Origin of the sequence: Thioalkalivibrio sp. ALE14 (genome assembly GCF_000376845.1) — a bacterium.
In the GTDB taxonomy this organism is placed as follows: domain Bacteria; phylum Pseudomonadota; class Gammaproteobacteria; order Ectothiorhodospirales; family Ectothiorhodospiraceae; genus Thioalkalivibrio.
The window spans coordinates 39,747-52,206 of sequence record NZ_AQXY01000027.1 but is presented as its reverse complement, the minus strand read 5'-3'; the positions used below and the strand labels follow the sequence as shown (position 1 = coordinate 52,206).

12 protein-coding genes are annotated in these 12,460 nt (G+C 65.7%); 11 read left to right on the top strand and 1 reads right to left on the bottom strand.

The genetic code is table 11. From position 1 onward, the window contains the following. Positions 1 to 59 precede the first annotated feature (59 nt). On the bottom strand, positions 60 to 845 hold the full coding sequence (map, locus tag F572_RS0107040; RefSeq protein ID WP_017941789.1) for a type I methionyl aminopeptidase: 786 nt from the start codon (positions 843 to 845) through the stop codon (positions 60 to 62). A 245-nt stretch (positions 846 to 1,090) separates the two neighbouring features. Between map and rpsB the strand changes: the two genes are divergently transcribed. The 11 genes from rpsB to lpxD all read left to right on the top strand — a co-directional run bounded on the left by rpsB (position 1,091) and on the right by lpxD (position 12,320). Beyond that, complete coding sequence (rpsB, locus tag F572_RS0107035) at positions 1,091 to 1,870, top strand: 30S ribosomal protein S2 (protein WP_017941790.1); 780 nt, start codon at positions 1,091 to 1,093, stop codon at positions 1,868 to 1,870. Positions 1,871 to 1,930: 60 nt separating this feature from the next. After that, a complete protein-coding gene (gene tsf, locus F572_RS0107030; RefSeq protein ID WP_018158426.1) occupies positions 1,931 to 2,800 on the top strand; it encodes a translation elongation factor Ts in 870 nt (289 codons plus the stop codon). A gap of 102 nt (positions 2,801 to 2,902) precedes the next feature. Further along, entirely contained in the window at positions 2,903 to 3,640 is a 738-nt protein-coding gene (gene pyrH / locus F572_RS0107025) for a UMP kinase (RefSeq protein ID WP_017941792.1), read from the top strand. After that, positions 3,633 to 4,190: a ribosome recycling factor gene (frr, locus tag F572_RS0107020; RefSeq protein WP_017941793.1), complete on the top strand. Its 558-nt coding sequence runs from the start codon at positions 3,633 to 3,635 to the stop codon at positions 4,188 to 4,190. Before pyrH ends, frr begins: the two co-directional genes overlap by 8 nt. A gap of 12 nt (positions 4,191 to 4,202) precedes the next feature. Further along, complete coding sequence (gene uppS / locus F572_RS0107015) at positions 4,203 to 4,955, top strand: polyprenyl diphosphate synthase (protein WP_017941794.1); 753 nt, start codon at positions 4,203 to 4,205, stop codon at positions 4,953 to 4,955. Beyond that, positions 4,948 to 5,784 carry a phosphatidate cytidylyltransferase gene (locus F572_RS0107010; RefSeq protein ID WP_017941795.1) on the top strand — a complete coding sequence of 279 codons (837 nt, stop codon included), beginning with the start codon at positions 4,948 to 4,950 and terminating at the stop codon, positions 5,782 to 5,784. The genes uppS and F572_RS0107010 overlap by 8 nt, the downstream gene beginning before the upstream one ends. Positions 5,785 to 5,805: 21 nt before the next feature. Further along, entirely contained in the window at positions 5,806 to 7,008 is a 1,203-nt protein-coding gene (gene ispC, locus F572_RS0107005; protein WP_017941796.1) for a 1-deoxy-D-xylulose-5-phosphate reductoisomerase, read from the top strand. Then, positions 7,005 to 8,366, top strand: a complete 1,362-nt coding sequence (rseP, locus tag F572_RS0107000; RefSeq protein WP_017941797.1) for an RIP metalloprotease RseP — start codon at positions 7,005 to 7,007, stop codon at positions 8,364 to 8,366. Before ispC ends, rseP begins: the two co-directional genes overlap by 4 nt. 72 nt (positions 8,367 to 8,438) lie before the next feature. After that, entirely contained in the window at positions 8,439 to 10,772 is a 2,334-nt protein-coding gene (bamA, locus tag F572_RS0106995; RefSeq protein ID WP_369772146.1) for an outer membrane protein assembly factor BamA, read from the top strand. A gap of 41 nt (positions 10,773 to 10,813) precedes the next feature. Then, positions 10,814 to 11,329: an OmpH family outer membrane protein gene (locus tag F572_RS0106990; RefSeq protein ID WP_026142999.1), complete on the top strand. Its 516-nt coding sequence runs from the start codon at positions 10,814 to 10,816 to the stop codon at positions 11,327 to 11,329. Beyond that, positions 11,307 to 12,320, top strand: a complete 1,014-nt coding sequence (lpxD, locus tag F572_RS0106985) for a UDP-3-O-(3-hydroxymyristoyl)glucosamine N-acyltransferase (RefSeq protein ID WP_017941800.1) — start codon at positions 11,307 to 11,309, stop codon at positions 12,318 to 12,320. The genes F572_RS0106990 and lpxD overlap by 23 nt, the downstream gene beginning before the upstream one ends. The last annotated feature ends 140 nt before the right edge of the window (positions 12,321 to 12,460 follow it).

The window sequence follows — 12,460 nt, the reverse complement described above, 5'->3', positions numbered from 1 at the left end:
TGGAGCTCCGTGGAATGGGCGGTTCGAATCGGCGGGGGAACAGGTACGAAGCCCTTCGATCAGGCCGCGATCTCCTGGGGTGGCGTTTCGTCCTTGCGCAGGGTCAGGATCTCGTAGCCGTCCGCGGTGACCAGGAGGGTGTGCTCCCACTGGGCCGAGGGGCTGTGATCCTTGGTCACGGCGGTCCAGCCATCGGCCAGGATGCGCGTATGCCGGCGTCCCGCATTGATCATCGGTTCGATGGTGAAGCACATGCCTTCCTCCAGCGTCATGCCGGTGCCGGGCTTGCCGTAATGCAGGACCTGCGGGTCCTCGTGAAAGCCGCGGCCGATGCCGTGACCGCAGAACTCACGCACCACCGAGCAGCGCTGTGCCTCGGCGTATTCCTGGATGGCGTGGCCGACGTCGCCGAGCGTGGCCCCGGGCCGGACCTGCTGGATGCCGAGGTACATGCTGGTTCGGGCCACGTCGATCACCCGCTGGGCCTGGATGCCGGCCTTGCCGATCACGAACATGCGGCTGGTATCGCCGTGGAAGCCGTTCTTGATGACGGTGATGTCGATGTTGAGGATGTCGCCGTTCTTCAGCTTCCGGTCACCGGGAATGCCATGACAGACCTGGTGGTTGACCGAGGTGCAGATCGACTTCGGAAAGCCGCGATAGTTGAGCGGAGCCGGGATCGCATCCTGGGTGTTCACGATGTAGTCGTGGCAGATCCGGTCCAGTTCCCCGGTCGTCACGCCGGCCTGCACGTGGGGCTCGATCATCTCGAGGACTTCGGCGGCCAGACGGCCGGCGACGCGCATGTGTTCGATCTCTTCGGGGGTCTTGATGGATACGGACATGAGGGCTCCCGCCGCGGCGCCCGGAGGGGCTCGGCGTTTGGTTCGGGTAAGCGTCCTATGCTATAAAGCGCGCGCCTTGCTGGCAATTCGGCGGGGCCGGAAGCCGCCCTTTGCCGGGCCGGCATTCGAAACCTTAATCCACACACGTATCGGCACGGTCTGTCGGGTGCCCGCTCGCGAAGAAGATTCGGTTCGGGTTTCAGATCGGGATGCGTGGAGGCTCAACCCGTTACAGGAGAAAACTCATGTCCCTCGTGACTATGCGACAGATGCTGGAGGCCGGTGTGCACTTCGGCCACCAGACGCGTTACTGGCATCCCAAGATGGCCCCGTACATCTTCGGGGAACGCAACAAGATTCATATCATCAACCTCGAGAAATCCCTGCCGATGTTCAACGATGCGTTGAACTTCCTCGGCAAGATCGCGGCCGACGGTGGCCAGATCCTGTTCGTCGGCACCAAGCGCTCGGCCCGCGACGTGGTCGCGGAAGAAGCGCGGCGCTGCGGGATGCCGCACGTCAGCCATCGCTGGCTGGGTGGCATGCTGACCAACTTCAACACGGTCAAGCAGTCGATCAAGCGCCTGAAGGACCTCGAGACGATGGATGCCGACGGCAGCTTCCAGGTCCTGAACAAGCGCGAGGCCCTGAGCCGTCGCCGCGAGAAGGACAAGCTGGACCGCAGCCTGGGCGGTATCAAGGACATGAACCGCATGCCCGACGCGATGTTCGTGATCGATGTCGGCTACGAGAAGATTGCCGTGGCCGAGGCGAAGAAGCGCGGCATCCCGGTCGTGGCCGTGGTCGACTCGAACCATTCCCCGGAAGGCGTGGACTACGTGATCCCGGGCAACGATGACGCGATGCGCGCGATCCAGCTGTATGTGGCCGCGATTGCCGACACCATTATCGAGGCCAAGGGCGCCGTGAGCACCGGAGGGGTGAGCGAGGAAGAATTCGTCGAGCCGGCCGCTGCGGCCTCCACCGACGGTTCCGACGCCGCGTCGCCCGCCAACCCCGCTTGATAACTGGGTCCGGCCGTCCGAGTGGACGGCCGGACCAAGCATGATTCAGGAGCACCAACGATGCAGATTACTGCTGCACAAGTGAAAGAACTGCGCGAGCGCACCGGCGCCGGCATGATGGAATGCAAGAAGGCCCTGACCGAGACCGGGGGTGACTTGGAAGCGGCCGTGGAGGCCATGCGCAAGTCGGGCATGGCCAAGGCCGACAAGAAGGCCGACCGGGTTGCCGCCGAGGGCCGCGTCGAGATCGCCAGCGAGGGTTCGCGCGCCGTGATCGTCGAGATCAACTGCGAGACGGACTTCGTCGGCAACGACGACAACTTCCGTGCCTTCACCAGCACCTGCGCGAGCGTGGCGCTGAATACCTCCGCCGATTCGGTGGAAGGCTTGATGGCCGAGACGGTCGACGGCCAGACCCTGGAAGAGCAGCGCACCCAGCTGATCGCCAAGGTCGGCGAGAACGTCCAGGTGCGTCGTTTCGAGCGCATGTCCGCGGAAGGCGCGCTGGGTTTCTACCAGCACGGTGCCCGCATCGGCGTGCTGGTCGGCCTGAACGGGGGCGACGAGCAGCTGGCCAAGGATATCGCGATGCATATCGCCGCCAGCCACCCGGTGTGCGTGGACGAGAGCCAGGTCCCGACCGAGATGCTCGACAAGGAGCGCGCGATCTTCAAGGCGCAGGCGGAAGAGTCCGGCAAGCCCGAGAACATCATCGAGAAGATGATCGAAGGGCGGATCCGCAAGTATCTGGGCGAGATCACGCTGGTCGGCCAGCCGTTCGTCAAGGATCCGGACCAGACCGTAGGCCAGCTGCTGGGAAGCAAGGGTGCCTCCGTGTCCGGCTTTATCCGCTACGAAGTCGGCGAAGGGATCGAGAAGAAGACCGAGAACTTTGCTGAAGAGGTAATGGCCCAGGCGCGCGGCGCCTGAGGCAGCAGGACCCCGGGCGGCCGCTTGATGCGGCCGCTTCCGGATAAAAGGGCCAGAAAAGTCTGGCGAGCGAGAATAACCGAGCCCGAGACAAGGAACCCCATGAGTCAGGACAGCCAGCCCGCGTACCGGCGCATCCTTCTGAAGTTGAGCGGGGAGGCCCTGATGGGCCAGCAATCCTACGGGGTTGACCCGGATGTCCTGGCGCAGGTGGCCGAAGAGGTCTCGGAGCTTTCCCGCATGGGAGTCGAGGTCGGCATCGTGATCGGTGGCGGCAACATCTTCCGTGGTGCGGGGCTGGCACAGGGCGGCATGGACCGGGTGACCGGCGACCACATGGGCATGCTGGCGACCGTCATCAATGCCCTGGCGCTTCAGGACGCGATCGAGCGGGCCGGACGCTTTTCGCGTGTGATGTCGGCGATCCGCATCAATCAGGTGTGCGAGGACTACATCCGGCGGCGTGCGGTGCGGCATCTGGAGAAAGGCCGGATCGTGGTGTTCGCGGCCGGTACCGGCAATCCGTTTTTCACTACCGATTCCGCGGCGAGTCTGCGGGCGATCGAGATCAATGCGGATATCATGATCAAGGCCACCAAGGTGGACGGCGTCTACGATGCCGACCCGGTGACCACCAAGGATGCCCGGCGCTACGAGCGGCTGACGTTCGACGATGCGCTGGAACAGCGCCTGGGCGTGATGGATACCACGGCCCTGGTGATGTGCCGCGACAATGGCCTGCCGATTCGTGTAATGAACATGTTTGCCAGGGGCGACCTGCAACGGCTCGTGATGGGCGAGGCGGTTGGTACCCTGGTCGAGGGATCCCGCAATGAGTGACGCCACCATCAAGGATGCGCGCGAGCGCATGGACAAGAGCCTGGAAGCGCTGCGCAACGAGCTGTCGAAGATCCGCACCGGGCGTGCCCACCCGACGCTGCTGGAACACGTGCACGTGGAGTACTACGGCATGGAAGTGCCGATCAACCAGGTCGCGAATATCACGGCGGAGGATGCGCGCACGCTGGCCGTGGTGCCCTACGAGAAGGACATGGTGGGCAAGATCGAAAAGGCCATCATGACCTCCGATCTGGGACTCAACCCGGCCAGCATGGGGACCGTGATCCGGGTTCCGCTGCCGGCACTGACCGAGGAGCGCCGCCGCGATCTGGTCAAGGTGGTCCGGGCCGAGGCCGAGCACGCACGCGTGGCCGTGCGCAACATCCGGCGTGACGCCAACAATGCCTTCAAGCAGCTGGTCAAGGACAAGGAGATGTCCGAGGACGACGAGCACAAGGCGCAGGAACAGATCCAGAAGCTGACCGACGACCACATCGCCAAGGTCGATGCGATGCTCGCGGACAAGGAAGCCGAGCTGATGGAAGTCTGACCGGCGCGCGCGATGCCGGTTTCCAGTACATCCACGGAGGCATTGCCCGCGCACGTCGCCATCATCATGGATGGCAACGGGCGCTGGGCCGAGGCCCGTGGCCTGAGTCGCTCGGAGGGCCATCGCGCCGGGCTGGAGGCCACGCGCAATGCCGTTCGGTTCTTTGCCGAACAGGGTGTGGACACCCTGACGCTGTTCGCCTTCAGCAGCGAGAACTGGGCCCGGCCGCGTGACGAAGTCGAAGCCCTGTTCGATCTCTTCGTGTCCGCCATCGAGGCGGAACTCCCGGAACTTGTCGAGCGCGGAATCGCGCTACGCTTCATTGGTGATCGCGCAAGCTTCCCGCCGGATCTCCAGACGCGCATGGTCGAGGCCGAGCAGGCCTCCGCGAGGAACGAACACATGCGCCTCGTGGTGGCGCTGGGTTATGGCGGGCGCTGGGACATCCTGCAGGCCGCGCGGCGCTGGGTAGCGGCCGGCGGGGATGATTCGGACCCGGAGGCGTCATTTGCCGGCCATCTCAGTACGGCCGGGCTCCCCGATGTCGATCTGCTGGTCCGCACCGGAGGCGAAAGCCGGATCAGCAATTTCCTCCTGTGGCAGGCGGCCTACGCCGAACTGCTGTTCATCGATACCTTCTGGCCCGATGTGAGCGCGGCTGAGCTGCAAGAGGGCTTGTCCTGGTATGCGCGCCGGCAGCGGCGGTTTGGCCGGGTCCTCTCCGGCTCGGCGCCGGTGGAGCCGGGCGAGGTGCCCAGTGCTTAGGCAGCGCATCCTGACTGCCTCGATCCTGGGTCTCCCCGCGCTGGCGCTGGTGGCCTGGGGTCCGAACTGGGCGGTTCTGTTGCTGATTGCGCTGATTCTCGGCCTGGCCACCTGGGAATGGGCCGGGCTTTCCGGCCTTGACGGGGCGGCGGCTCGGGGCGGACTGGTCCTGGCCGTGATTGCGCCGGTCCTGGCGCTGGGCCTGACGCCGGTCGCCGGGCTGCACTACCTGATTCTCGGGCTCGCGCTTCTGTGGTGGCTGGTCGTGTTGCTGGTCCTGCCGTTCTACCGTGAACATGAAGTGGCGGGGCAGAATCGGCGAGGGCCGCTCTTTGCGGTGGCCGCGATCGTGTCCCTGGTGCCGGCCGGCATGGGACTGGTATGGCTGCATGCCCTGGCACCACTGCTGGTCGTGTATCTGGTGGTGCTGGTCGGACTCGCGGATACCGGCGCGTATTTTGCCGGCAAGGCCTTCGGCCGCCATCCGCTTGCGCCCCATATCAGCCCGGGGAAGACCCGTGAGGGATTGTTCGGGGGCCTGGTGACCGTGCTGGCCTTCGCGATCGTGGTGGCGGGGATCTGGGGGCTCGAGCCGATGGACGCGCTGGTCTTCCTGCTGCTGTCGGTCCTGATCGGTCTGGTCTCGGTGGTGGGCGACCTGTTCGAGAGTATCCTGAAGCGCGAGGCGGGAGCCAAGGACAGTGGTTCCTTGCTGCCGGGTCACGGGGGTATTCTGGACCGGTTCGACAGCATGGTCGCGGCGGCCCCGGTGTTTCTCGCCGGCCTGCTCTGGCTGGCGCTGGTCCCGATGCCGTCGGCGACGGCGTAGCGCGAACGCAGGCAGAGGCCCATGAACACGACGCACATCACCATTCTCGGATCGACCGGCAGCATCGGCGTGAGCACGCTCGACGTGGTGGGGCGGCAGCCCGAGCGGTTCCGGGTGTTTGCGCTGACGGCTCACCGCAACGTGGAACGGATGCGCGAGCAGTGCCTTGCCCACCGACCCGAGGTCGCGGTGATGGTGGATCCCGAGGCGGCCGAGGCGCTGCGGACTTCGCTGGCCGCTGCCGGCGCGCGCACCGAGGTCCGGTCGGGGTCGGAAGCCCTGGCCGAGGTGGCGCGGGCGCCCGGGGTCGATGCGGTGATGGCGGCGATTGTCGGGGCGGCGGGGCTGCTGCCGACACTGGCGGCGGCCGAGGCCGGCAAGCGGGTCCTGCTGGCCAACAAGGAGGCCCTCGTGATGTCCGGGGCCTTGCTCATGGATGCCGTGCGCCGTTCCGGCGCTTGCCTGCTGCCGATCGACTCCGAACACAACGCCATCTTTCAGTGCCTGCCGAATGGCTATGTCTGTGCGGAGTCGGTGACCCCGCACGGGGCACGCCGGATCTGGCTGACGGCGTCGGGTGGGCCGTTCCGGGACCGGCCGCTCGACAGCTTCGCCGGGATCACCCCGGACGAGGCCTGCGCCCATCCCAACTGGGACATGGGCCGCAAGATCTCGGTGGACTCGGCCACCATGATGAACAAGGGCCTGGAGGTCATCGAGGCCTGCTGGCTGTTTGCGGTGCCGCCATCGGCGATCCAGGTGGTGCTGCACCCGCAGAGCATCGTGCACTCGATGGTCGCCTACGACGATGGCTCCGTGCTGGCCCAGCTGGGCAACCCGGACATGCGTACGCCCATTGCCCATGCGCTGGCCTGGCCCGAACGTATGGAGTCGGGCGTGGAACCGCTAGATTTGCTGACCATGGGCAAGCTGGAGTTTGCCGAACCCGAGGCCGCACGTTTCCCGGCCCTGGGGCTTGCCTACCGGGCACTGGAATTGGGCGGGACGGCCACGGCCGTGCTGAACGCGGCCAATGAAGTCGCGGTGGAGGCATTTCTCGACGAGCGCCTGGCCTTCAGCGAAATCCCGGCGGTGATCGCGGCCACTCTGGATGCGATGGACGTCGAGCCGGCCGATTCGCTGGAGCGGGTTCTGGGTGCCGACCACCGGGCACGCGCGATCGCGGGGGAACAGGTCGCGAACGCGCGGCCGGTCCTATCATGACCTTCCTGACGAGCCTGCTGGCCTTTGCGGTGGCCATTGGTGTGCTGGTGACCGTGCACGAGTACGGACACTACCTCGCCGCGCGTCTGATGGGCGTGAAGGTGCTGCGGTTCTCGGTGGGTTTCGGGCGTCCGCTGTACAAGCGCTATTTCGGGCGAGACCGGACCGAGTTCGTGATCGCCGCGCTGCCGCTCGGCGGCTACGTGAAGATGCTGGACGAGCGCGAGGGGCCGGTGGCGGATGGAGAGGTGTCCCGTGCTTTCAACCAGAAAAGCCTCGGGGCGCGCACCTTCGTGGTCTCGGCGGGCCCTGCGGCGAACTTTCTGCTGGCCATTGTGGTGTACGCCGTGATGTTCATGGTCGGTGTGGGCGGCATCAAGCCGATCCTCGGCGAGGTCGCATCCGGTTCGCCGGCCGCCGAGGCCGGACTCGAGCGGGGACAGGAGATCCTGCGGGTCGGTGATCGTGCGGTGGTGGATTGGGAACAGGCCAACCTGAGGCTGCTGGATCATGCGGTGCGAGGCGAGGCCGTTACGCTGCTGGTCCGGGATGTCGATGGTCGCGAAGTCGAGCGAGAGGTCGACCTGCGCGACCGCCAGGAGTTGCTGGGCGAGGGACAGTTCCTCGACAAGCTGGGGCTGCAGCCCTACCGGCCCCTGCTTGAGCCGCGCATTGGTGCCGTGGAGGCCGGGAGCCCCGCAGCGGCCGCCGGGCTGGAGCCGGGAGATCGCGTGCTGGCCGTGGACGGCGAGCCGGTGGCTGACTGGAATCGCTGGGTCGAGGTGGTGCGCGACCACCCGGAGGCGGATCTCCGGGTGACCGTGGAGCGCGATGGACGAACCCTCGAGTTGCGCATGACGCCGGAAGCCGTGGAGCACGACGGTGGAACAATTGGCCGGATCGGCGCGGGGGTGGACACGGATCAGGCGGCGGCCCGGGACATGGCGGTGCTGGTGCGCCAGGGCCCGGTCTCGGCGTTCGTCTCGGGCGTGCAGCGCACGTGGGACGTGTCGGTACTGACCCTCGGGATCCTGTGGCGCATGATCACTGGCGATGCGTCGGTTAAAAATATCAGCGGACCGGTTACCATAGCCGAGTTCGCGGGGGTCTCGGCACTGATCGGGATCTCGGCGTTCCTGGGGTTTCTCGGGCTGGTGAGCGTGTCGCTCGGGATCATCAACCTGCTGCCGATCCCGATGCTGGACGGTGGACATCTGCTGTATTACGCCGCGGAGGCGGTGAAGGGCAGCCCGGTGTCGGAACGCACCCAGATCATCGGCCAGCAGGTGGGCCTGCTGGCGATTGCGGGTCTGATGACACTGGCCCTGTACAATGACCTGACACGACTGTTCGGGTAGGCGCGGGCGTTCCGGAGTGTTATCCGGGTGCCTTCGACTGGCCTGCCGAACGGCCTTTTTTTGGCGGAGAGCATGGCGCGAAACAGCTTGAGAGGAATGGCCCTGGTCGGTTTGCTGAGCCTGGCGGGGACGGCCTGGGGCCAGGCCTACGAGATCGAGGATATCGAGATCGAGGGCCTGGAGCGGATCACCGCCGGGACAGCCCTCAGCTATCTGCCCGTTCAGGTGGGCGATACCTTCGAGGATAGCCGCAGCCCGGAGCTGATCCGCGAGCTGTTCCAGACCGGGTTCTTCGACGATGTGGAGATTGCACGTCGTGGTGACGTGCTGGTGGTGATCGTCTCGGAGCGCCCCGCCATCAACGAGATCAATTTCTCCGGCAACCGCGATATCCCGGACGAGGGCCTGCGCGAAGCGCTCAACTCCGCGGGGCTTCGTTCCGGGCGTGTGTTCAACCGCACCATGCTGGACCGGATCGAGAGCGAACTGCGCCAGCAGTATTTCGCCCGCGGCCGGTATAACGTGCAGATCGACGTCGAGATCGTCGACCTGCCGCGCAATCGCGTGGACGTGGAGATCGACATTGCGGAAGGGCCGGTGGCGAAGATTCGCCAGGTCAATGTGGTCGGCAACGAGAGCTATAGCACGCGCGAACTCACCCGGGGCTTCGAGTCCGGCGTGCCGCGCTGGTGGGCCTTCTTCAGTCGTCGTGACAACTACTCCCGCGAAAAGCTCTCCGGGGATCTGGAACAGCTGCGCTCGCATTATCTCGATCAGGGTTTCCTCGAGTTCGACATCGACTCCACCCAGGTCACCCTGACCCCGGATCGCAAGGATCTGTTCATCACGATCAACGTGGATGAAGGCGACCGCTACACCGTGACCGGGGTCGATCTGGCCGGGGAGTTCGTGATCCCGCGCGAGGAGCTGGAAGAACTGATTGAGGTGGACATCGATGCGCCATTCTCGCGCAGCCAGGTGACCGAATCCGCCGAGCGCATCAGCGAGCGCCTGACCCAGGAAGGATACGCATTCGCCAACGTGAATCCGGTCCCGGACGTGGACGAGGACAATCGCGAGGTGTCGATCACGTTCTTTGTCGATCCGGGTCCACGCGTGTACGTGCGCAACATCCGCATCACCGGCAACCAGAACACCGAAGAGCGGGTCTACCGCCGCGAACTTCGCCAGATGGAGAGTGCCTGGTACAACGGAGCCCTGATCGAGCGGTCACGGGTGCGGATCCAGCGGCTCCCGTTCGTGCAGAGCGTGAATGTGGAGACCGAGCGGGTCGCCGGCACGGATGACGAGGTGGACCTGAACATCACGGTGACGGAGCAGCAGTCTGGCGCCCTGTCGCTGGGGGCCGGTTTCTCGCAGAACCAGGGCCTGCTGCTGACCGCCAGCCTGACCCAGGACAACTTCCTGGGGACCGGCAACCGCTTCTCGACCGAGGTCAGTACCAGCAAGGTCAACCAGCTGTTCCGGATGAGCGTGACCAATCCGCACTTCACGCCATCCGGGGCGAGCCGCGGATTCTCCGTGTTCTACCGCAAGATCGATGCCGAGGAGGCGAACATCTCGCGGTACTCGTCGAACCGCTTTGGCTTCGACGTGACCTACGGCATCCCGCTGTCGGAGTTCGACCGCATCCAGGTCCGGCCCGGTTTCGAGAACATCGAAATCGAGACGGTCGAGGCGTCGGAGACGCGCATCGGGACGCCGGACGAGATCATCGACGAGCTGGACGAATTCGGTGACACGGCCAATCTCTACAAGCTCGAGACCAGCTACGTCCATGACACGCGGGACAGCACGACCTTCGCCTCGGAAGGTCGGCGGCACCGGGTCGGACTGGAAGTGGCGATTCCGGGCAGTGACCGCGAATTCTACAAGCTGACGTACTCGGGCCAGGAGATCTTCCGGCTGTCCGATCGCTATTCCTTCAGTCTGTCGGCCGGGCTTGCCTATGCGGATGGCTACGGGGGCGACGAGGTGCCGTTCTACGAACGGCTGTTCGCCGGCGGCATTCGCTCCGTGCGCGGGTACGAGGACAACCGGCTGGGCGACCTGCGCCCGCTGCGGGATGGCCAGACCGCGACGCGTGATTCGAACGACGACCCCTACGGTGGTCGCTTCCGGACCACGCTGTCCGCGGAGCTGTTCTTCCCGATGCCGTTTGCCGCCGACAACGACGCCGTGCGCATGAGTACCTTCGTGGATGCCGGGAACGTGTTCGATCAGGTGTCGGATTTCGATAGTAGCGAGTTGCGCGCGTCTGCCGGGGTCGCGGTCACCTGGTTCTCCCCGGTGGGGCCGTTGAGCTTCAGTGTGGCCGAGCCGTTCAACGATCAGCCGGGTGATGATCTGCAGCGCTTCCAGTTCCTGCTGGGGGCCAGTTTCTGAGGATGGTCGATGCAAGCGATGCCGGTGCATCGGGAGGCGGTATGAGATCCGGGCTAGCCTGGTGGGTGATCGTGATGATGGTCGTCAGCGGGTGGCTGGCGCTGCCGGCGGCGGCGGGCGCGCAGAACGTGGCCTTCGTCACCATGAACCGGATCCTCGAGGATTCGCCGCAGGCCGAGGAGGCGATGCGCGAACTGGAGCGCGAATTTTCCCCGCGTGACTCGGAACTCGTGGCGGAACGCGAGGAGCTGCAGCGCCTGCGGGACCGGCTGGAGCGTGACGGGGACCTGATGAATCCGTCGGAGCGTGCCGACCTGGAGCGCGAGTTTTCGCAGCGCTCGCGCGAGTTTCGGCGCGCCCAGGAGAGCTTCAGCGAGGATCTGAACGTGCGCCGCAACGAGGAGTTGGCGAAGCTCCAGCGGCGGATCAACGATGCCATCGTCGATCTCGCCCGAGAACGCGACATTGACCTGATCCTGACCGAACGCAATGTGCTCTATGCCAGCGACCGGATCGACATCACGGACGACATCCTTGCCGCAATGCAGCGCGACTGACGCGGCGTACACCGCCCGCGAACTGGCCGATCTGCTCGGGGGCCGGCTTGCCGGGGACGGCGAACGGCGGATCACCGGTCTCGGGCCGCTGGCCACGGCGGGCCCTGACGACCTGAGTTTTGTCACCGATATCCAGCGCCATGGCGACGCATTGCAGGCGAGTGCTGCCGGTGTGATTCTGGTTCCCGAGGTGGCGGGGGTGGAGCCCGCCCCGAGCCGCAGCCTGATCCATCTCGAGGACGTATACCTGGGCTATGCCCGTGCGAGCCGGTGTCTCGGTGCGCAGCGTCGTGCGCGCGCGGCGGGTGTTCATCCCGGTGCCGTGGTGGATGCCGGGGCCTCGGTGGCGGACGATGCCTTCGTGGGCCCGGGTGCGGTGATAGGCGCCGGAGCTTCGGTGGGGTCCGGGGTCGTGGTTGAGGCCCACTGCGTGGTGGCCGAGGGGGTGAAGCTGGGGTCTGGTACCTTCCTGCATCCGCGGGTGACCCTGCTGGCCGGGGTCGAAGTGGGGGAGCGATGCATCCTGCACTCTGGCTGCGTGATCGGGGCCGATGGTTTCGGGTTCGCCCCCGCCGGTGCGCAGGGCTGGGAGAAGATCGAACAGCTCGGCCGGGTGGTGATCGGTTCCGACGTGGAGATCGGGGCCAACTCCACCATTGACCGCGCGGCGCTGCAGGCGACGCGGATTGGCAACGGGGTGAAGATCGACAACCTCGTCCATGTTGCCCATAACGTCGAGATTGGCGACCATACCGCCATTGCCGGTTGTGTGGGCATCGCGGGCAGTGCCCGGATCGGGGCGCATTGTGCGATCGGGGGTGGTGCCGGGATCCTCGGGCACCTGTCCATTGCGGATCACGTGACGATCCACGCGATGACCTTGGTCACGCGCTCCATCGAGCGCGCCGGTCACTACGCATCAGGGGTCCCGCATCAGGAGGCGCGGCTCTGGAACCGCATGCTGGCCCGGTTGCGACGCCTGGCGCGCTAGGGAAACACTGATTCATGTACACACTCGCGTTGGTGCCCCAGGTTTTACGAGACAAGGCGCGGTGCGCAGCCGGTAGTGGTTCTACCGGCCCGTTTTTGATTGATTCGGCCCGCAACGCAGGATCGGGGAATCTGGGGCGC

Bases quoted from the DNA above. Each gene is read 5' to 3' on its own strand.
- map (WP_017941789.1), bottom strand. From the start codon at position 845: ATGTCCGTATCCATCAAGACCCCCGAAGAGATCGAACACATGCGCGTC.
- rpsB (WP_017941790.1), top strand. From the start codon at position 1,091: ATGTCCCTCGTGACTATGCGACAGATGCTGGAGGCCGGTGTGCACTTC.
- tsf (WP_018158426.1), top strand. From the start codon at position 1,931: ATGCAGATTACTGCTGCACAAGTGAAAGAACTGCGCGAGCGCACCGGC.
- pyrH (WP_017941792.1), top strand. From the start codon at position 2,903: ATGAGTCAGGACAGCCAGCCCGCGTACCGGCGCATCCTTCTGAAGTTG.
- frr (WP_017941793.1), top strand. From the start codon at position 3,633: ATGAGTGACGCCACCATCAAGGATGCGCGCGAGCGCATGGACAAGAGC.
- uppS (WP_017941794.1), top strand. From the start codon at position 4,203: ATGCCGGTTTCCAGTACATCCACGGAGGCATTGCCCGCGCACGTCGCC.
- ispC (WP_017941796.1), top strand. From the start codon at position 5,806: ATGAACACGACGCACATCACCATTCTCGGATCGACCGGCAGCATCGGC.
- rseP (WP_017941797.1), top strand. From the start codon at position 7,005: ATGACCTTCCTGACGAGCCTGCTGGCCTTTGCGGTGGCCATTGGTGTG.
- bamA (WP_369772146.1), top strand. From the start codon at position 8,439: ATGGCGCGAAACAGCTTGAGAGGAATGGCCCTGGTCGGTTTGCTGAGC.
- F572_RS0106990 (WP_026142999.1), top strand. From the start codon at position 10,814: ATGAGATCCGGGCTAGCCTGGTGGGTGATCGTGATGATGGTCGTCAGC.